Origin of the sequence: Anaeroglomus insulsum (assembly GCF_050689095.1) — a bacterium.
Classification (GTDB): domain Bacteria; phylum Planctomycetota; class Phycisphaerae; order Sedimentisphaerales; family Anaerohalosphaeraceae; genus Anaeroglomus; species Anaeroglomus insulsum.
The window spans coordinates 222,710-241,705 of record NZ_JBOGCL010000002.1 but is presented as its reverse complement, the minus strand read 5'-3'; the positions used below and the strand labels follow the sequence as shown (position 1 = coordinate 241,705).

General features: G+C 51.8%; 18 protein-coding genes. 12 read left to right on the top strand and 6 right to left on the bottom strand.

The annotated features are described in order from the left end of the window. The first annotated feature begins 4 nt into the window (after positions 1–4). Genes gspG through ACQ9LF_RS03120 form a run of 9 tightly spaced genes read left to right on the top strand, consistent with a single transcriptional unit; the run spans position 5 to position 10,038 of the window. Positions 5–424: a type II secretion system major pseudopilin GspG gene (gene gspG, locus ACQ9LF_RS03160; protein WP_462487913.1), complete on the top strand. Its 420-nt coding sequence runs from the start codon at positions 5–7 to the stop codon at positions 422–424. A gap of 41 nt (positions 425–465) precedes the next feature. Then, complete coding sequence (locus ACQ9LF_RS03155; RefSeq protein WP_462487912.1) at positions 466–1,053, top strand: prepilin-type N-terminal cleavage/methylation domain-containing protein; 588 nt, start codon at positions 466–468, stop codon at positions 1,051–1,053. Continuing rightward, positions 1,050–1,577, top strand: a complete 528-nt coding sequence (locus ACQ9LF_RS03150; protein WP_462487911.1) for a type IV pilus modification PilV family protein — start codon at positions 1,050–1,052, stop codon at positions 1,575–1,577. Before ACQ9LF_RS03155 ends, ACQ9LF_RS03150 begins: the two co-directional genes overlap by 4 nt. After that, positions 1,574–2,323, top strand: a complete 750-nt coding sequence (locus tag ACQ9LF_RS03145) for a type II secretion system protein GspJ (protein ID WP_462487910.1) — start codon at positions 1,574–1,576, stop codon at positions 2,321–2,323. Before ACQ9LF_RS03150 ends, ACQ9LF_RS03145 begins: the two co-directional genes overlap by 4 nt. 6 nt (positions 2,324–2,329) lie before the next feature. Further along, positions 2,330–4,087, top strand: coding sequence for a helix-hairpin-helix domain-containing protein (locus ACQ9LF_RS03140; RefSeq protein ID WP_462487909.1), 1,758 nt, complete (start codon positions 2,330–2,332; stop codon positions 4,085–4,087). Next, positions 4,084–5,478, top strand: coding sequence for a PilN domain-containing protein (locus ACQ9LF_RS03135; RefSeq protein WP_462487908.1), 1,395 nt, complete (start codon positions 4,084–4,086; stop codon positions 5,476–5,478). Before ACQ9LF_RS03140 ends, ACQ9LF_RS03135 begins: the two co-directional genes overlap by 4 nt. Continuing rightward, complete coding sequence (gene gspM / locus ACQ9LF_RS03130) at positions 5,475–6,035, top strand: type II secretion system protein GspM (protein WP_462487907.1); 561 nt, start codon at positions 5,475–5,477, stop codon at positions 6,033–6,035. The genes ACQ9LF_RS03135 and gspM overlap by 4 nt, the downstream gene beginning before the upstream one ends. Then, the gene (locus ACQ9LF_RS03125) at positions 6,032–6,778 is read left to right on the top strand and encodes a hypothetical protein (RefSeq protein WP_462487906.1); all 747 of its coding nucleotides are present in this window, start codon (positions 6,032–6,034) and stop codon (positions 6,776–6,778) included. The genes gspM and ACQ9LF_RS03125 overlap by 4 nt, the downstream gene beginning before the upstream one ends. A gap of 11 nt (positions 6,779–6,789) precedes the next feature. After that, positions 6,790–10,038: a secretin N-terminal domain-containing protein gene (locus tag ACQ9LF_RS03120; RefSeq protein ID WP_462487905.1), complete on the top strand. Its 3,249-nt coding sequence runs from the start codon at positions 6,790–6,792 to the stop codon at positions 10,036–10,038. 56 nt (positions 10,039–10,094) lie between these two features. On the opposite strand, the gene ACQ9LF_RS03115 is transcribed toward ACQ9LF_RS03120, so the two are convergent. Further along, positions 10,095–10,766, bottom strand: a complete 672-nt coding sequence (locus ACQ9LF_RS03115; protein WP_462487904.1) for a DUF434 domain-containing protein — start codon at positions 10,764–10,766, stop codon at positions 10,095–10,097. Between the two features lie 228 nt (positions 10,767–10,994). Here ACQ9LF_RS03115 and ACQ9LF_RS03110 point away from each other — a divergent pair, with 228 nt between their 5' ends. Continuing rightward, the gene (locus ACQ9LF_RS03110; protein ID WP_462487903.1) at positions 10,995–11,837 is read left to right on the top strand and encodes an MBL fold metallo-hydrolase; all 843 of its coding nucleotides are present in this window, start codon (positions 10,995–10,997) and stop codon (positions 11,835–11,837) included. Between the two features lie 43 nt (positions 11,838–11,880). Here ACQ9LF_RS03110 and ACQ9LF_RS03105 read toward each other — a convergent pair whose 3' ends face one another. From ACQ9LF_RS03105 to ACQ9LF_RS03090, 4 genes are all read right to left on the bottom strand, one after another. Then, a complete protein-coding gene (locus tag ACQ9LF_RS03105) occupies positions 11,881–13,929 on the bottom strand; it encodes an amylo-alpha-1,6-glucosidase (protein WP_462487902.1) in 2,049 nt (682 codons plus the stop codon). A gap of 16 nt (positions 13,930–13,945) precedes the next feature. Continuing rightward, positions 13,946–15,163, bottom strand: coding sequence for a glycoside hydrolase family 57 protein (locus tag ACQ9LF_RS03100; protein WP_462487901.1), 1,218 nt, complete (start codon positions 15,161–15,163; stop codon positions 13,946–13,948). Positions 15,164–15,190: 27 nt separating this feature from the next. Next, positions 15,191–16,543, bottom strand: a complete 1,353-nt coding sequence (locus ACQ9LF_RS03095) for a glycosyltransferase (protein ID WP_462487900.1) — start codon at positions 16,541–16,543, stop codon at positions 15,191–15,193. 343 nt (positions 16,544–16,886) lie between these two features. Then, positions 16,887–17,102 carry a hypothetical protein gene (locus ACQ9LF_RS03090; RefSeq protein WP_462487899.1) on the bottom strand — a complete coding sequence of 72 codons (216 nt, stop codon included), beginning with the start codon at positions 17,100–17,102 and terminating at the stop codon, positions 16,887–16,889. Positions 17,103–17,409: 307 nt separating this feature from the next. Between ACQ9LF_RS03090 and ACQ9LF_RS03085 the strand changes: the two genes are divergently transcribed. After that, positions 17,410–17,721 (top strand): hypothetical protein, encoded by a 312-nt coding sequence (locus ACQ9LF_RS03085; RefSeq protein WP_462487898.1) that lies wholly within the window; start codon positions 17,410–17,412, stop codon positions 17,719–17,721. A gap of 41 nt (positions 17,722–17,762) precedes the next feature. Further along, a complete protein-coding gene (locus ACQ9LF_RS03080; protein ID WP_462487897.1) occupies positions 17,763–18,107 on the top strand; it encodes a hypothetical protein in 345 nt (114 codons plus the stop codon). Positions 18,108–18,190: 83 nt separating this feature from the next. On the opposite strand, the gene trpA is transcribed toward ACQ9LF_RS03080, so the two are convergent. Next, positions 18,191–18,988, bottom strand: a complete 798-nt coding sequence (gene trpA / locus ACQ9LF_RS03075; protein WP_462487896.1) for a tryptophan synthase subunit alpha — start codon at positions 18,986–18,988, stop codon at positions 18,191–18,193. Between the last annotated feature and the right edge of the window lie 8 nt (positions 18,989–18,996).

Here is an 18,996-nt window from a genome sequence, read left to right as displayed (position 1 = left end):
ACCAATGAGGAAAAGCAGAAAAGGGTTTACGATTATTGAATTGTTGGCGGTGGCTACCATTATTGCCTTGCTGGCGGTTTTTGTTGTGCCGCGTGCCTTCAAGGGGCTGGGCAAGGCCAAGCGGGATATTGCCAAAGGCAAGATCGCCATTATTGAAGGGGCGTTGGCACGCTTTGAATATTCCTGCGGTCGGCTGCCGGCAGATACCGAAGGCCTTGAGGCGCTATTGGTTCCGCCGTCGGATGTTCAGGACCGCTGGGATGGGCCGTATCTGAAAAAGAGCGACCTGCTGGATCCATGGGATCGGCCCTATTTTTATCTGCAGCAGGGCACTGTGAATATGAACAGCTATGATATTTTCAGTTATGGTGCCGATGGTCAGCCCGGCGGTGAAGGGGATAATGCGGATATTTATAATGATTAATGGCTTTTGAAACGAAGCATTGAAGTCTGAGGACAAGTGTGTTGGCAAGGACTCGAAACCAATCAGCTTTTACGATGATCGAGCTGCTGGCGGTTGCGGCGCTGGTGGGGATCCTTGCTTCCATTTCCGTGCTGCGTTACTCGAAGATGGGGTCGCAGACCGTGTTGATGAATCAGACCCGCCAGCTCTATCTGATTGCCAAGTATGCCCGCGTTGCGGCAATTGAAAGGCAAACGGTGGTTGCACTGAAACTGAATGAGGCCCAGCAGCTGTTTTATCTGGAAGCTGCGATGCCGACGGGGCTGTCTGACAGCTCGATGGCGGAAGTACCGCAGATGGAAAGTCTGTCCGGGCAGATGGAAAGCCCGATACTCAAGAATGCTTATACCCGGCCGCTTACTTTGGATAAGAAACTGCTGGTGGAGCTGTTTGTGGTGGATGGCCTGGATGGCAGACAGACACAGAGTCTGTTTTATCCGGACGGCAGGGCACAGGCCTGTCTGATTCAACTGGGTGATGGGCTGCATCATGCCTATGTGACGGTGAATCAGACCGGACGTGTTACCATGCAGCATGGCATGGCCGAACAACTGCAGACCGGACGTGTGGATTTGGATTCAAAAGAATGATGTCCAACAGACGACACAAGGGATTCAGTTTGATTGAAGTGGTGGTTGCAGCAGGACTGCTGGCCACGGCTACAGTGACCATCTGCGCCCTTGGAGCCAGGAGCCTTTCGGCGCTGCGAATTCATCAGGAATATGAAAAAGCATGGGATATGCTGGACCGTCAAATGGTTCTACTGGACCAGATTGGTATTCAATCGCTGATTAGCAATCCGAATTTGTCCGGGGTGATTAATGACCCGCATAGCGGGATGCAATGGCGATGGCAGGCTGTGCTGGAACCGCTGGGTATAGAACAATTGTACAGCCTGAGAATGACGGTGGAATGGGTCTCGGAAAATCGGGTACGGCGGGTTCAGTGCGATACCCGGCTGCGTGCCGTAGCAGAGACGGCCAGTACCAGTACATCACCGTCCACGACGACCGGAACAGGGACAGGCACTGCTACCGGAACAGGCTCAACCGGGACTATGGGCACCATGGGAGCCGGCGGGACTTCCACCGGCGGAACAAGGACGACACGATGAAGATGAAGACGACAAGTCATCCCAGAAAAGCATTTACGCTGCTGGAAATGCTAATTTCCGCAACGCTGGGGGCATTTATTGCCCTGGTGGCCTTGTCGGGTCTTCGCAGTGTTACCGCGGCCCGCAGTGCGATTGATAAACACAGTGAGACTGTGGATGAACTGCGTAATGCGGCGGAGCAATTGCGCACGGATTTGAGTAATGTCCGGCCGTTTGGCAACGCCATTCGGTTTGAAGGGTTGATCGATCAGACTGGTTCGATCGCCACGCCCCGCCTGATTTTCCGGACATTTAGCCGTATCAAGGCCCGACCGGATCAGCCGGAGTCCGAATTGTACGAAGTGGAATATTTCATCACCGAAGACAAGCAAGCTCGAACGCTGATGCGGCGTGTCTGCCCCATTGTCGGGCTTGATTCACAGACGGCGACAGAAACCTCCGATGGCGGCATTCTGGAAGTGGTTGCCAGTTCGATTGTGGCATTTGATGTCCGGTATTTTGACAGCGGTAACTGGACAGACCAGTGGTCATCGGAAAATATGCGTCCACCGCAGCTTGTTTTAGTCAATCTGGCGGTCGGTCAGGCCGGGACCCTCAAGCAGAAAATTTATTCCCGACAGGTTGCGGTGGGATTCAAACAGGGGCAGTTTACCGACGAAGTGGATGCTGCGAATTTTGAGTGGGAGCAGGCAGAAAGCGGAAGCCTGGACAGTGGTACGATGGATAGCGGAACTACAGGATTATAACGGATTATGGCGTCTAAACGTGACAAACAAGCCGGTACCGTGCTGGCCGGAGTGATGTGGATGCTGGTGGTGATGATGGCGATTCTGGCCGTTGGCGCCCAGAACAGCCGTCTGGACAGCCGCATCAGTTTGTCTTCGGTGGAGAAAATCCGATGTCGATGGATGGCACGGGCCGGTGCCGAAACCGCACTGGCGTATCTGAAAGAGGATCCCAAAGAGACCGACAGCCTCCTGGATGACTGGGCGATCGACACGACGGAGCTGGACAATGTTATGTTGACCGGCGGGACGTTTACGGTGACGATTACCGATGAATGTTCCAAGCTGAATATCAACACCGCTTCTGCGGCACAACTGCTGGCGCTGGATACCGAGAATATGAATGAGACGATTGCCGACAGCATTATTGACTGGCGGGATCGGAATGAAGAAGCCGAAACCAATGGAGCCGAAAGCGGTTATTATTTGAATCTTCCGATCGGATATCAGTGCCGGAATGCCAATTTCAGGACGCCGCGTGAACTCCTTCGGGTGCGTGGTGTTACCGAAGATTTATTTTATGGTGAAAACAACCGCACCCTCGGCAAGGGCGGATGGAGCCGGTATTTAACCTGTTTTTCGGCCACGAATAATGTTGATGCCAGCGGTAATCAGCGAATTAACGTGAATTCTGCCAGCGAAAGTGACATGGTTAGTCAGTTGTCGATTACCCAGGCACAGGCTCGCTGGATTGTGCAAAACCGGCGATTCCGTTCGCTTGCCGATCTGCTGGGTACCTCAAGCAGTACCGGAACGAGCGGTGGAACGGGTACCTCCGGCGGCAGCGGAACGACCGGCGGCGGGCAACGAAATTCTTCAGGCACCCAGACTCCCGGACGCATCAGTGGTCTGATTGAGCCGCTTATGCCTTTGGCGGGGACCTATTCCGAGCATGACCAGCAGATGATCCAGTATTCTATGATGAATGTCTCCCCGGCCCTGCTGGCCGCGGATGCCGGAACCGGCGGATCCTCAGGTCGCGGGCAAGCCCCTGGGCAGGGCGGCGGCAGGCAGGGTGGCGGACGCGGTGGCCAGGGAGGCGGTCGGGGGGGCCGCGGCGGAGAAGGTGGTGGCATGGGTGGCGGTATGGGCGGCGGACGCCCCGGCGGCGGCCCCGGTGGGGGTATGGGGGGACCCGGCGGCGGGCAAGGTGGTCGTCCCGGAGGTGGACAAGGGGGTGGTATGGGTGGACGTCCCGGCGGTGGTCCCGGTGGTCAAGGCGGTCCGGGTGGGGGTATGGGCCGTCCGGGCCAGGGGGGCGGGATGCAGGGCGGCGGTCGTGGCGGTGTGACTTCGCCGGCGGCCGGACAAACCGATGTTCAGGCACAAGCTCTGGACTGGGCGACATTCAGTCGGATTCTGGACCAGGTTACGGTATCCAACAATACAACGATTACCGGACAGATCAATGTCAACACGGTCAGTTTTGAAGTCCTTCGTGCTTTTCTGGGCGGCAATGATGATCTGGCGGCCAAGATTATTAATTACCGTGACAGTATGGGCGGGCAAATTACCAGTGTGGGGGATTTGATTAATGTGGATGGAATGACACAGGATATTTTACGGCAGTATATCGATCTGTTTTGTGTCCGTTCCAGTGTGTATATGATCCGCGCAACATCGACCTCGTCGGTCAGCGGGGTTAGTTATACGATAGAAATGGTTGTGAATCGAGACCGGGAAGGTCGAGAAATCCTTTATCAAGTCGAGGGAGTAGGCATTTGAATAACGAGACGAAAGTATATTCCAAAGCAATTGGCATCCTGAAAGCCGTGGATAATACAGGATGGACTGTGAGCCTGGTTGAAAAAACGGCGGCGGGTTTTCGGATGAGCGGATATGTGACCGTCTCAGATGCGGCGAAACTGGCGTCTGAGGTTGAGAAACTGTCTGGCAGCAAAGCGAACCCGGAAGAGGATACGACGCTGGTCTGTGTTGGGGCAGATACAACGCAGACGGTCTTTTTTGCGTTTAAAGCTCCTCTGGTAGAAGGGGCCAAGCTGACGGCTGTCATTCATGCCCAGGCAGAGACTTTGTTGCCGATGCCATTGTCCCAGGCGGCCTTTACCTGGAGGATGGTCAAACAGGATGGTGCCACGCAGGATGGGTGTCTGGCGGTGGTACGGAAGACTTATTATCAGGAAATGTGTAATCTGGTTCCCGGCCGAGTTGCATCGATTCTGCCGGATGCTGTGGGTCTGGTAAAGGGATGGGCGGGCGTGTTTGAGAGCACGACGGAAAAATGTGTCCTGATTCAGATTCGCAAGCATAGCTGTATTCTGGCGGTGTCCGAGGGAGAAAAGCTGGTGCGGGCGGCGGCGGTGGATGTGGAAGACCTGTCTTTGACGACAGTGGTTGCACATGATTTGGCCGCGGTGATGGATACGATGGAACTGCCCAAAAGCACCCCGGTTTATGTTACGGGTGAAGAAGAGATTGCTGCGGCGTTATGCCGGGATCTGGCCCAGGGAGGGCGGCCCGTGCAGCGATGGCGTCTGTCGGACAACAAAGTCACGGCCCTGCAGATTCGGGATAAGCTGACGGAAATCCGTAATCATCCGGAAACCATAGGCCTTGCGATGGCGGCTCTGGATGAGCAGGAGCCGACCTATGATTTTATCCGTCTGCCCAAGACTGAGGCGATCGATGATGCTGTAGTGGATAAAAAAATACTGGTTCGAGGCCTTGCTGCAGCGGCGGTGTTTGTGGTTTTATTGCTGGGCGCAATATACTGGACATCGGCCCGGGAACTGGAGGTGATCGAGCAGATTTTGTCCACAGAGTATCACGGCACCACGGGCCAGGCTATTCTGGCTCGCCAGCAAATGCGTGATCGTATTTCCAAGGCTCGTCCGGATATGCTGGAGATGCTGGCGGCAATTGGAAGCTGCATGGACAGGGACATGCTGCTGGACAGCATCAGCTTCAAGAAAGGTCAGCCGGTTCGGATTGCCGCCAAGGCTCGTTCGTTCGAACAAGTCAATGCATTCCACAAGAAATTGCAGGAGCAGGCCTGTTTCAAAGATGTCAAGCTGATTTCTCCGACGCTGGATGAACGGCGAAGTCAGGTGCAGTTTACGATAACCTTAGCTTACAGGAATTTTACGCGATCATGATGACATACCTTGACAAACTGAATCCGCGGGAAAGAAAAACAGCACTGTTTTGTGTTGTGACAGGCGGGCTGATGGTGATTTACTTTTTGATCGCTGAGCCGCTGTTGCTGAAGGCCGGAGAGGTTCGCAGCCGCCTTCGACAGCAGCGTCAGAACCTGTCGATGCTGCTGGCCGAGGAAGGCAGCGTGGAAGCCATGAAATTAAAAAATCTGACTGCCGCGGTGCCGGTGCTGGAGATGCCGGTGGAACCGGACAAGCAGGTTCAGCTTCTGCGTGACCAGCTGACCAAACAGATTCAACAGGCCGGCATTCAGGTCAAGAATTTTCAGTTTCAGACGGGTTCGGCGACAGGTCCCAATGCATCCAGCGTTATCATGCTGCAATGCCGCGGCCGGTGTCAGTTTCCGGCGATGATGAGGCTGCTGGAAGAATTAAAAAAGAATCCTTATTATGTCGGCGTTGAAGAACTGACGCTTCGCGTGGACGAACGAAATCGGCAGGAACTGGATTTCACCTTTACGGTGTCCACCTTCCGAGGGAGTGCAAAAGTGTTATGACAAGAGCAATGCATAAAATCAAACACTGGCTGGCCGGTGGTATTGGACAAACGGTAATCCGTTATCTGTGGGTGTGCCCGGCGATGGGGCTGGTCTGGGTGGTTGCTTCCTATGGGATTACTATCTCAGGTCTGTCCGGTCGTGTGGACCAGGCGATTGAACGCTATCTGGCCATGGAAAAGCAGTATGCCGAAGCAAAGCCCATCAAAAATGAAGCTCTGGAAGCGATGCGCGTGCGAAGCCCGTTTGCCGGACCTACGGCAACGCCGCCCCTTCCGCAATGTCTGGCGATTCTGGGAGACTATGCGTTATTTGGTCAGGAGTGGAAGAAAACCGGGGATGAATTCAACGGGGCCAAAATTCTGGAAATAACCCCGACGGAAGTCAGGATATCCTGGCAAAATCAGGAACAGGTCTTGCGCCCCTTTGATGTGGCGGTTGACTATGGCAGTCGCGGTCAGGGACAAGGACAAGGTTTGGGCCGTCGCGGTGAAACCGCCCGGGCCGAACCGTCTGCCGGGCCGCGTCCTGCAGACGCCGCAGGAGTGATATCCGCAGAATCACCCCGTATGGGACCTCCCGGTATGATGATGGAGGGCGGTCCGGGAGGGGGCTTTGATTTCCGGAGAATGTCCAATGAGGAACTGGGACAGATGCGGGATCGTTTTATGAATATGTCGCCGGAAGAGCGTCGCGCGGCGTTTGAAGAATTTCGAAGAAATCGTACACTACCCATGCAATAAGGAGATAAGCCTTGAAACTGAGAAATGTATGTATTGGAATTGCCACAGGCATTATTGTTCTGATCTGCATCACAATCGCAGAAACCCAGACCGAAGTCAAGGATGTTAATACACCTGCTGTTCCGGCAGCAGAGGGAGGTTTCCAGGACGCCAATCTGGCACGTCCGGCCGATCCAAATCAGCGTCCCATGGAAGAAGGACGATTTGGACGCGGCAGTCGGCGAGGAGGGATGGGCGGCGGTCAGGGAGGCGGATTTTCATTCGATTTTTCCTCGATGACGCCGGAAGAGCGGCAGCGCATGATAGAACGGGGGCAGCAGTTTGCCCGCGGTATGGGGTTTGATATTCGTCCGATGACAGCGCCGGGCGACCCCAATGAACCGACCGAATCGCTGAATCTCAATAACGTTGAGATGCGAAACATTATTAAAATGCTGGGCGACTGGACCGGCAAAGCGATTATTCCGGCTTCTGATGAGGTGATGCAAACTCGGATTACGGTGTATTCGCCGCAGCGTGTGACCCGTACCCAGGCTCTGGGACTGATATTTATGGCATTGCAGTCCCGGGGTGTGATAGCTGACCAGGGGGAACAGCGGATTATCCTGCGTCCGATACTGACGGCCAAGCTGGGGGCGATCCCGACCCTGGGGGTGGATGAACCACTGGCCCGGGTTCAGGACAAGACCAGCATGGTGGAAAAGTGGTTCCAGATGTATAATTACAGGCCCAGTAACCTGGTTGAAATGATCAAACCGCTGGTGGGTGAACACGGCTACGCCATGGCTGATGAAAACACCGGTCGGGTTGCCATTATTGATACGGTGGATAACCTGCTGCGTATCGAAAAGATCATTAAGGAGCTGGATATTCCCGAGTCCGAGCAGATGGTTGAGCAGGTTTTCGAAGTGGAATACGGCAATCCGGAAGAGATTGTTTCCGTGATGGAGCTGATACTCAGTGACCAGGCACAGCGACAGGCAACACGTACCACTACCAGCGGGACTACTCAGCAGTCGCAGCAGGGACAGCAGGGACAACCATCTTATGGACGGTCTGGCGGCGGTTCATCGCGGGCACAGACACAAACCTTGACCTCTGTTGTCATCCAGGGCACGACAACGCCCATTCGGCTGATCCCTGTTGCCAAGCAGCGGTGGATTATTGCCCGGGCCAATCGGGAGGATATGAAACGCATTGCCGAATGGGTCAAGAAGCTGGACCTGGCCGAGATTGCATCACCCCAGCAGACCGTGGTGCCGGTGATTTATGCCAGTGTAAGCGAAGTGGTTACCATGATTAACAGAACCCTGCGCGACATGCCGTCGGTCAAGGGTAAGGCACCAGTTGTGGTCGAGGGGCTTGAGGCGTCCAAGCAGATTGTAATTTTCGGCGATGAAGAGGGACGTACCATGGTCGAGAAGATGATTGCCCAGATCGACCTGCCCAGCGGGGATTATTATGTTGAACGGACCTTCAAGCTCAAGCATGCCGATCCGGATCAGATCAAACAAAATATCGAGGGGTTATATAGTCAGACCAGTACAACAACAAGTCGTTCCTATGCATACTATGACTCCAGCCGGGTTCGGACAGATCCCAAAAATGAAGTCAGGGTGATTTCCTATCCCACGCAGAAACAGGTGACCGTGATTGCGTCGGAACTCAATATGGAGAAAATTGCCCGGCAGATCGAGCAGGAATGGGATGTCCCGCTGGACATTCAAAAAGACCAATATCGTATTTTGACTCTGCAGAATTCTGACCCGGTAAAAATGGCCGAACTGCTCAATAAATTATTCAGTGCCCAAGACAGCAGCAGCACCGGGTCGAGCAGCAATCTGATGCGAATGCTGCTGGGGGATTCTGTTGAATCGAAACAAAAAATTGTGGGTTCGTTGTACGGATTATTGACGTTTGAGCCGGTGCCGGATACCAAGAAGCTGATTGTCATCAGCAAGATTCCCGAAGCCTATGAGGTCATTGAGCGGCTGGTCAATCAGCTTGATGGGCAGGAACGAGGGGAGGTCCCGCATGTGGTGGTGCTCAAATATGCCGACTGCGAATCGCTTTGCGATCAGTTGAACTCCATCTTCAATGAAGCGGGAACGCCGACGACAATTCCTCGTTCGGCCAAGGGATTAAGCAGTTATGATGCAGAAAATCAGGGTGCGGCAGTCAATGCATCCGAATCGTCATCATCATCGATAACCCCCTGGTGGACCCGTCAGCAGCGAACCGATGACCAACTGCCTCCGAGCAATCTGATAGGCAAGGTCCGTTTTGTGCCGGTTCAGCGCAGCAAGGCGATCTTGGTGATGGCCCCGGCGGAGTATGTGGATGATATTACCCGGATGATTGAGTCGCTGGACCAGCCCGGCTTGCAGGTGATGATCAAGGTGGTGATTGTGGAAATCAACCTGGAAGACAACAGCAGTCTGGGGGTGATGCTGTCATCCAATCCCCAGGCCTTCGGGGATACAGGCATTAATGGTATCAGTTTCCTGAACGCCTTGCAAAATGTCGAAAAAACATCCACTTCGAATTTGACGGCCAGCGGATCCACGAATACCGTGACTACCGGTACACGCCTGGATACAACAATTGATATCTATGCCCTTGTGGATTTTCTGATTAAAAAGACTCAGGGTCGTGTCCTAAACCAGCCTACACTGTGGACCAAGGACAATGAAGAAGCGATCTTTGTCAAAGGGCAGAAAGTCGCCTTTATTGAAGGTGAACAGTCCGATAGTTCCAACCTGAACAACACGAGCCGGACTTTTACGTATGAAAATGTGGGTATTACACTGCGTGTTCGTCCCAATATCACACCTGAGAAAGCGGTTGATATGACCATCAATCTGAACATCTCGGAAATGGAGTTGTTGACGCTGATTAACGGACAGTATCCCCGTAAAAATCTGGATACAACTACCCGTCTGATTGTATCGGATGGTCAGTCGATTATGTTGGGCGGCATTCTGTTCCAGAACGACAATCAGGTTGTCAATAAAGTGCCGTTGCTGGGCGATATTCCGGTGCTTGGGGCTTTGTTCAGTCATACCAAGGCAACCCTGTCTAATACCGAGCTGCTGGTATTCGTAACTCCGTATGTATTTGATGAAGCGATGCGGCGAGAAATTCCAGTATCCGCGGATCACAAGGATGTTATTGATAAAAACATCATCCTGCGTGATAAAATTATCACGGATCTGGCTGATAGAGCAAGGCAGGTGTTCACCGACCCCAATGCCCTATAAAAAGCAGCTTTGAAATACGGATTATGCCCCGAAGGCCTCTGGTTTTCGGGGCTTTTTTATGCGCCCTGTGACAGGTCGATCAAAGCAACTGGGATGCCCTGCTGCACAAGGTGTTCGACCAGACAGGCACTGAGATTAAACCATTGCTGACACTGGTCGAGTATAGCACTGTCGCTGGTGGCGATGCAGTGCTCAGCCGCAGCAAGCTCTTTATCCGGATTGGGTATCAGTTGAATCTCATTTTCGAATGGATAATTCCGGAATAGTGAGCCCAGGATGGTTTTCAGTCGCCCGGAATTGGACACGGGACTATCCAGATACCAGACAGCTTTTTGAATATTTAGCTTTCTTAAAGTCTGGCCAATCAGTTCAAGGGCCGGAATGGTTTCGGTTACTTTGCGATAGGTTCCGTGGATTCCGGCCAGGTCACGGATGCAGCCGTCACGGCCCCGAAAAATATAGCCACCGCTAAGAGCTGATTCCAGTGTAATGAGAATATTGTAGCCGTCCAATAAGAGGATTTTATTCTGGATAGATATTGCTGGGTATTGGGTTTTATTCCGTCCGGCCAGCTGCTGGTCGGAGCAGGCACAGCGTCCAACAGCAACACGCTGCCGGGCAGTCAGGTTGTAGCGGTCGCCGACGAGCATCAGCGAGCTTTTGGGGGCATATCCCCGGCTCAGCAATAACGACAAATCCGCCGTTGCCCGGCACAGCAAATCTATCATTTCCGGGCCGAATATATGGTCATCCTCCGGAGCTTTTCCTCTGTGTAAACGTGTATCTGGCATGGTTTTATGGTAATCCACAACAGGGATAACTGCAAGCCATAAAAAAATTTGACAGGATAGGCAAGATGGCCTACTATGCGGCCATAACTATTATTGAGAGGTGAGATGTCCAGTCATAATTTATCACAGATAACGTTAGATGGTCTTGATTTACTGGGGTATTCTGTGGCCGGTGAGGAATCGGTCATTGGGATGCCGCAATTGGATGTGTGCTTTGATATCGGCAAGGCGCCGGATCAGATAATTCCGATTCAAAACATCCTGTTGACGCATGGCCACATGGATCACGCGGCGGGGATTGCGTATTACCTGTCGCATCGGAATTTTTTGAAGATGAGCCCGGGAGTGGTGTTGACGCCGCCGAATACGATCGATTCCCTGAACCAGATCTTGCAGGCCTGGGGGCGTCTGGATGGCAGCCGGATACCGGCACAACTGGTTCCGATGCGGCCAGGTGATGAATATAAGGTTAAACCCAATCTGTTTGTGCGTGCATTTCCCACCAAACATACCCGGGAATCCATCGGTTTTTGTGTGATTGAACGACGAAAAAAACTCAGGCCGGAGTATCATGATCTCAGCGGGCCGGAGCTGGTGCAGCTCAAAAAGAAGGGCGTTTCAATCGACAGCCCGCTGGAAATTCCGATTGTTACATATCTGGGGGATACCTCATATGTGGATTTTTCGCAACTGGACTATGTTGCCAATAGCCAGATTCTGATTGCGGAGTGCACTTTTTTTGAAGATGAACATACTGATCGGGCCGATGCCGGTCGTCATATGCATATTGATGAATTCGGGCCGCTGCTGGAGCGAATGAATAACCGGTATATTGTGATTACTCATTTAACTCAGCGAACCACGGTGGGACAGGCACGGGCGATGCTGCGAAAAAGGCTGCCGTCTGATGTGTTTAAGAAAATTTATTTCTTAATGGATCGAAAATACCGTCAGTTCGGTGATACTAATATACCAGAACACCCCACAAGTAATTCATCCGAGGCTTAATGTCAGTTCCATCGCCATTCGGCGAAGGCCACTGCACGAGGGATTATTTGCCTTTATGAATCAGCATCCAGGCACGCAGGACTTCGGCAACACTCCATGCCTGGGCAAAGCAGCCTTTGGGTTTCTGGGGCGGGTCGCCGTCAAAGACCTCGCTGATACTGCCGATGCAGCCATCCTCGATAAAATGCGTCAGAAGCGGTTCAAGAAAAAGACCGGCCTGGCGTTTGGCTTCCGGCGTGAAATTGTTAACCCGTAAATAGGCTTCGATAAAAGGTCCGATCAGCCATGCCCAGACGGTTCCCTGGTGATAGGCTGAATCCCGTTCATAGGGGCCGCCTTCGTAACGTGGGGCATATCGGCTGTCCGTCGGGCTGAGACTTCGCAGGCCGTGTGGGGTCAGAAGATGGTCTTGTACCACTTGAACGACTTTTTGCTGCTGCGACCTGGTCAAGGGTGAATAGGGCAGGCTGACGGCCAGGATTTGATTGGGTCGAATACTGGCATCTTCGGTGCCATCCGGCAGGACACAGTCAAACAGGCAATTGTATTTTTCATTCCAGAAGACCCTGGGAAAGTTTTTGTGAACCTCTTCGGCCAGAGAGTGATAGAAGGCGGTCTGCTCAATGTTTTTGTCCTGATAATACCATTCCAGATTCCGCAGGGCATTATACCACAGTGCGTTAATTTCGACGGCCTTGCCATAGCGGGGTGTAAATACAACCCCGTTGCATTTGGCGTCCATCCAGGTCAGCTGGGTATCGGCGTTGCCGGCAGATATCAGGCTGTCTTTATCGGCATGAATGTCAAAGCGGGTCCCTCGCCGATAGGAGTCTACGATCCATTTAATGGCAGGAAGCAGTTTGCCGCTGAATGTCTGGCGATCGTCGGTGGTTCGTAAATAGGCGAAGGCGGCATGGATAAACCACAGTGATGCATCGACGCTGTTATAATGAGCTCCATGACCATAATCGTCAAAACGGTTCGGAATCATGCCTTCACTGACGGCTTTGGCAAAGGTTTGCAGCACGCCGGCAGCGGTCAGATATTGTCCAGTACACAGGCACAGACCTTCCAGAGCAATAAAGGTGTCCCTGCCCCAGTCAAGGAACCACGGATAACCGGCAATGATTGTTGGCGTTGGGCGATCGCCGATATTTCGCTCCACCACAAACTGGCCGGCGGAAATGAACAGCTGGCTGCAGACAGGTTCAGTGGTGTCGGCTTTTTTGAGCCACTCTTTGTGCTTGAGCGTCAGACTGTCGATGACAATATCGAGATCCATTTGATCCAGATTGTTATTGGGTTCCATCTCATCGGCCAATGATGCCCAGAATGTCAGTCGGCAGGGTTTTTCGATTCGCCGTGTAAAGATGCCCGGCGACCAGAGGTCTTCAAAGCAATCCTGCCCGCGACGCTGTTCCTGACGATAGAAAAACCGTCGCCACCACTGGGGATGCTGTTCAAACCGAGTTGAATCACAATACAACAGCAGCTTGCCATGATGGGGACTGTCATTTTGAACAATGATTTCCTGGTCATTCCACAGAGAATAAAGATGGGAGGATTCATTCTGGAGGCTATGGAAGTCTTGCATGGAGGCAAACGGCCTGATGGAAAAATCAAACGGCTCTTTGACTTCGGTAAAATGATAGCTCAACGCTATCGTGTCGCTGTCAGGAAGAAGATATAGCGACCGGGTCAGTGCGGCAAACTCCATGCGGTAATCCCAGTGAACGCCGATATCTTTTCGAAATGCGGTCAGATATTGATATCCCTGGGGGTGAAATGCCTTATCGAACTCAAAACAACTAAAAGAAAATTCCTGGCCGTTGCTCCGAAGCAAGGTTTCCAGGCAGGTCGCCAGAGCTTTAATGCGGTTGGCCGGGGGAGTACGGGACCCAACCAGCAGGGCGTGATAGCGGCGGGTATTGCAGCCGGCCAGGGTGCTGCTTGAAAAGCCAGCCCGACTGTTGGTCAGCAGCCATTCTCGCTCCACTACATGCTCCAGCGGGGCGTTTTTGAGGTTAAACTGAATCGTCGTACCTTGCAGGTGTTTCTTGGTCTGGGCCATAAATTCAGGAACTCGGTTCACTGGTCAACCCTTGTCGCTATTGAGATGAATCCTTTTGTGTCGCCTGTCCCGGCAAGGCTTGTTCGCAGCGAGCCTTGAGATTATTCAGGACGTTCATATAATTGATATAAGAATCGTATGGTGAATCATAGGGGTTGAAATACTTGTGCACATCGCCGTCGGCAAAGTATTTGGTGCACATATAATAAAAATGATCCGAGGTTTGCAGCTTTCTCCAGTCTGCCAGAAGCTGATCGTCCCGTGTCTGCTTGACCATCTTTTCAAGACGATAGACCTCGTGGAGGGCATTGGACTGCATGGCGTTGCCAAGCCAGGCCGACAAATCCCGTTCGGTATCAGCCCAGCTGATGATATGCGGGACATCGACGACGTCCATAGCCGGGTAGGCATCTGCCACTTCACTGGGTGTTTTGAAATCATTGTCCTGATGGCTGAGGACTTCCCGGGGCAGATGGGCCATGAAATCGAATATCCCGGTATCCTGCCACTGGTGCTCACCGAAGGTTTCGTAGTCCATAAAGAGATTGACGACCTGACCGTTGCCGTTGATGCGGTTGACCCACGATGCGAATTTGTTGGCCATCAGGGGATATTCATTCCACTGGCGGTTACTGAATCGAAATGCGATATCGTCACTGAGCGAATAATTTTTCAACAGCAGCTTGAGATGCTTGCAGTTCGGCGGGCGATAGACGAAATTGCTGTTGCGATGGCCCAGGACATGGTCGGCACCTTCGGTAATTACGGCATCAAATTTCCCCATGGCCTCGATAGTCTCGGCAAGCTGATTGTTGTAAATCAGCTCGGTATTGCGAAAGACCCGAGGTGTCTGTCCGAACAGTTTTTGGATCAACTGCATCTGCATGTTGACCTGCTCAATGAATTCCTGGCGGGAGTACAGAAAACTGAGGCTATGATAATAGGTTTCCGCCAGAAATTCCACACAGCCGGTCTGTGCCAGGGCATCGAAGGTACTCATGACCTCAGGACAGAACTGCTGAAATTGTTCAAGCACCACTCCGGTCAGGCTGAAAGCGATCTTAAACCGTCCTTCGTACCGCCGGATGATATCCAGCAAGAGCCGGTTGGTAGGCAAATAACATTTGTTGGCTACTTTACGACAGATAGACGCATTACGAAAATCATCGAAATAATTCGGTGTTTTATCGAATACCGTATAATGTCTGAGTCGAAAAGGCTGATGAACTTGAAAGTAGAAACAAACCGACGGCATAACAATCCTTATTGTTCAGCAAAGCGATCAAGCGCCCTGCGTCATTTCCTGATAGACTTTTATACATTTCCTCGCGGCATCGGACCATCGCAGCTTGCGAACCTCGAAATTGCCGTGCTCACGCAGGGTTAGCTGCAGGGGGGGATATTTGAGCACTGCGATAATCTTGTTGGCCATTTCGTTGATGTCCCAGAAATCAACCTTTAATACGTGATGCAGCACTTCAGCCACACCACTTTGCTTGCTGATGAGCACGGGCACATCATAATTGAGGGCTTCCAGCGGAGCAATTCCAAAAGGCTCCGATACGGAGGGCATGACATATAGATCCGCCATCTGGAAGACTTTCTGGACGTCTTTGCCGTGGAGGAAGCCGGTAAACAAGACTTTGTCGCCGATGCCCATTTGTGCGGCCATTTCAATCATTCGGTGCATCATATCGCCGGAACCGGCCATGACGAACTTGACATTATCCATGACCTCAAGGACTTTACGGGCAGACATCAGAAAGTATTCCGGACCTTTCTGCATGGTAATGCGTCCGAGGAACAGGACGATCTTCTCGTCGCTGCGAATGCCCATTTTGTTGTATTGTGAGGCGTCCCCGTTGCGTTCGACACCATTGTAGACAACTTCTACCTTGTCCCCGGTAATGCCATAACGAGCCAAAATGATATTTCGGGTCATGTGGCTTACGGCAATAATCTTCCGGGCGGCGTGCATTCCCCGGCGTTCGATGTCGTAAATCATCGGATTGACATGCTCGCCGCTGCGGTCATATTCGGTCGAGTGGACATGGATAACCAGGGGCTTTCCGGTGAATGCGGCAACGGCAATGCCGGCCGGATAAGTCATCCAGTCGTGAGCATGAATGACATCAAATTGTTCCTGCATGGCCAGCCGAACGGCCGAGGCAGCATAGCGATGGACTTCGGTGTACATATCGCCGCTGTAATTGCCGGGCTGTCCCATGACAGTGGGTTCCTGGCTGAGCCAGTGACAAATCTCATCCATACCGCCGATGGCTTTAAGCTGCTCCTGTGTGACCTTCTGATGGATGAGCTGTTCAATTTGCTGCTGATACATCTGTGGTGTAGCATAGGGCTGCAAAGCCGAGTTAATGGCATGGAATGTTACATGTTTGAGCTCTTTTTGAGTAAAACTGGTTGCAATTTGGGTGGATGTTCCCGTTTGCGGTTTGACCTGCAAAGGCGTCAGCATGCGTACATGGTTGCTCGCGGTTTGTTGAAATGGTTTTGGAAGAACGAAGATAACTTCCACGCCCAGATCGCTCATCGCCCTAGTCAATCCGTGACAAGCTGTTCCAAGGCCACCGCTGATAAACGGTGGAAACTCCCAGCCGAGCATGAACACTTTCATAGCTTAACCCCGATTCGCCTCAATGCTTTATGTTTATGTGAAAATTCCATTTTTCAGCCAGAGCTTAAGACATAAAATGTCATCTTTATTTTTAATTCTATTATTATAAAGATGGTTTGATGAAGCGTCTATAAATTTTTTATGAAAAAATTTGAAATGAGAGAATCAGGGCAACAGAATTTAATTCTATATTAAAAGGTAATGTATATATACTACTATATCTATTGAGGCTTTGCTGTGGTCAAGTCCTTTTATGAAGAAAAAGACCGTTTCTTTTGAAACGGTCTTTTTCTGTTGAGTCATGTCAGACGAGCCACTCAAGGCAGGGTCGTCGAATCCCCAATTAGAGGTCCTGGGGTTTCAGAGTGCTGCGTTTGTTGGCTTCAGTGCGAGCCAGAGCGGCATCCAGCATCGCGTAGATGCAATCATTCAGCGCCGGGAGTGCTTCCGAAGATGTCATCATGCCTTTGCTTTTGACATAGGCCTTGACTTTGCTGGCGACGATCAGCATTTCTTTTTCTTTCTTGGCGCTCTTTGCTGCGGCTTTCTTCTTTGCCATTTGTGTTTACCTCCATGTTAAGTGGTTCCAATAATATCGCCTGATTTAGGCGTAAAACGCAATCCTCGTGGGTATTTTGTAAATCTTGACGGTGAAAAGCAACAAAAAAATTTGAAAAAAACACAAAATTTTGCATTCGGAGGCCGTATAACCGCAAATTATGAATTTTGCGAAGCTGTTTTTGGTGTTTTGCCCGTGAATTTTGGTTCCGCAAGCCTGTTTCACGTTAACTCATCCCCCGAAATGACCGAAACAACCTGCGTCTGATGCGTTGTATTGAGGCCTCAGAAGTCAAGAAAGGCTGATTATGGGAAGACCCAAAAAACTACTGGAGACTCCGCCGGACCTCAAAAATTTAGTTACGGTGGCGTTTGCCGAGGATATGGAGCTGGCTGAACAATATAAGCGACAGTTGCTCGAAAACAGCATTCCGGCGGCAATTGAGCCGCTTTCGGATACAAAAAAGATGCCTATGGCTGAGGTTGCCGTCATGGTGCCGGAGGAGTATCTTGAACAGGCGTATACATTTCTGGCTCGCCAGGCTGCCTGTGATGATTTCTTTGATATGGTCTTTGGTTCCGATGGCCAGACCAGTGAACAGTGGGATGATGAAGACTAATACGTTTTTGAAAATCAGGAACCTTTAACTACGGGTGCAGAATGACAGAACAAAAAAACACGACGACCGGCGATCAGGAAGAACGTCGCGGATTTATTGAACGCAGGAAAAATGTAGTGGATCGCCGTCTTGGGCTGGATCGTCGCAGAGGTCCTGGTCATCGTCGGACCGAAGAGCGACGCAGTGCCGAAGAAGGCGAAATGACGGAAGAACAGTTCGAATTTCTGATGGCCATTGACCAGTATAAACGGGCCAACCAGCGTCCGTTTCCCGCCTGGACAGAAGTGCTGGAAGTGATCAAGGCACTGGGCTATCGCAAGGTTGCCGAGCCGCAATCCCTGGAATCCTTCCGCAAACAGGATAAGGAGCAGCCGGTTCACGTTTAAGGCTGAACAAGGCATTACACCAACGGCCGCCCGGGACTGCTGAGGCGGCCGTTTTTTATTGGTATGAAAGATGGTTTTGGGGTTTATGCTTTTTGGAGTGCTGTCTGCACCGAAGCGATAAACGCTGCAACCTGATGTTTCATAGTCTGAGGATTGTCAAGGTTGTCTTCGATAATTTTAACCACGCGAGAGCCGATAATCACGCCGTCGGCCCCGGCCGAAGCAACCTGAGCGGCATGGTCGGCGGAACTGATACCGAAGCCGACACAAATCGGTTTATCCGTGATGGCCTTGAGTTTGGCAACAAGAGGCCTGACTGCTGCGGATAAGGTATTCCGCTGTCCGGTGGTGCCCAGCAGGGAGACGGTATAGATAAATCCGGTGGTTTTGTCTGCAATTTGCTGCAGTCGGTGATCGGGGGTATTGGGGGTTACCATAAAAACGGTTTCCAGTCCTGCAGACAAGGCGGCAGGGGTGATTTCGTCAGCATCATCAATGCTGATGTCTGCGACCAGGACACTGGTCCCGCCGGCCTGTTTGAAGTCTTTGAAAAACGCCTCCACGCCATAATGGTAAATCAGGTTGTAATACACCAGTAATCCTATAGGGATGGCTTTATAGGCTGTGATTTGGGCGATCAAATCGAGGGCTTTTCGGGGTGTCATGCCCGCCTGTAAAGCTCGAATATCGGCTTTCTGGATGGTCGGGCCGTCGGCAATCGGATCTGAAAAGGGAATTCCCAGCTCAAGAATATCCGCTCCCGCGTCAATGGCTGTTTTAATTAAATCCAGACTGGTTTTTTCGTCCGGATCTCCGAGCACAAAAAAGGGGATCAGTGCTGTCCTGTTTAATTGATTAAAAATGGTTTTGTATGAAATCATAAGCGTGC

What these genes read in the sequence shown, in the direction of transcription:
- gspG (WP_462487913.1), top strand. Translation starts at nt 5, where the DNA reads ATGAGGAAAAGCAGAAAAGGGTTTACGATTATTGAATTGTTGGCGGTG.
- ACQ9LF_RS03150 (WP_462487911.1), top strand. Translation starts at nt 1,050, where the DNA reads ATGATGTCCAACAGACGACACAAGGGATTCAGTTTGATTGAAGTGGTG.
- ACQ9LF_RS03145 (WP_462487910.1), top strand. Translation starts at nt 1,574, where the DNA reads ATGAAGATGAAGACGACAAGTCATCCCAGAAAAGCATTTACGCTGCTG.
- ACQ9LF_RS03140 (WP_462487909.1), top strand. Translation starts at nt 2,330, where the DNA reads ATGGCGTCTAAACGTGACAAACAAGCCGGTACCGTGCTGGCCGGAGTG.
- gspM (WP_462487907.1), top strand. Translation starts at nt 5,475, where the DNA reads ATGATGACATACCTTGACAAACTGAATCCGCGGGAAAGAAAAACAGCA.
- ACQ9LF_RS03125 (WP_462487906.1), top strand. Translation starts at nt 6,032, where the DNA reads ATGACAAGAGCAATGCATAAAATCAAACACTGGCTGGCCGGTGGTATT.
- ACQ9LF_RS03115 (WP_462487904.1), bottom strand. Translation starts at nt 10,766, where the DNA reads ATGATAGATTTGCTGTGCCGGGCAACGGCGGATTTGTCGTTATTGCTG.
- ACQ9LF_RS03100 (WP_462487901.1), bottom strand. Translation starts at nt 15,163, where the DNA reads ATGCCGTCGGTTTGTTTCTACTTTCAAGTTCATCAGCCTTTTCGACTC.
- ACQ9LF_RS03095 (WP_462487900.1), bottom strand. Translation starts at nt 16,543, where the DNA reads ATGAAAGTGTTCATGCTCGGCTGGGAGTTTCCACCGTTTATCAGCGGT.
- ACQ9LF_RS03090 (WP_462487899.1), bottom strand. Translation starts at nt 17,102, where the DNA reads ATGGCAAAGAAGAAAGCCGCAGCAAAGAGCGCCAAGAAAGAAAAAGAA.
- ACQ9LF_RS03085 (WP_462487898.1), top strand. Translation starts at nt 17,410, where the DNA reads ATGGGAAGACCCAAAAAACTACTGGAGACTCCGCCGGACCTCAAAAAT.
- ACQ9LF_RS03080 (WP_462487897.1), top strand. Translation starts at nt 17,763, where the DNA reads ATGACAGAACAAAAAAACACGACGACCGGCGATCAGGAAGAACGTCGC.
- trpA (WP_462487896.1), bottom strand. Translation starts at nt 18,988, where the DNA reads ATGATTTCATACAAAACCATTTTTAATCAATTAAACAGGACAGCACTG.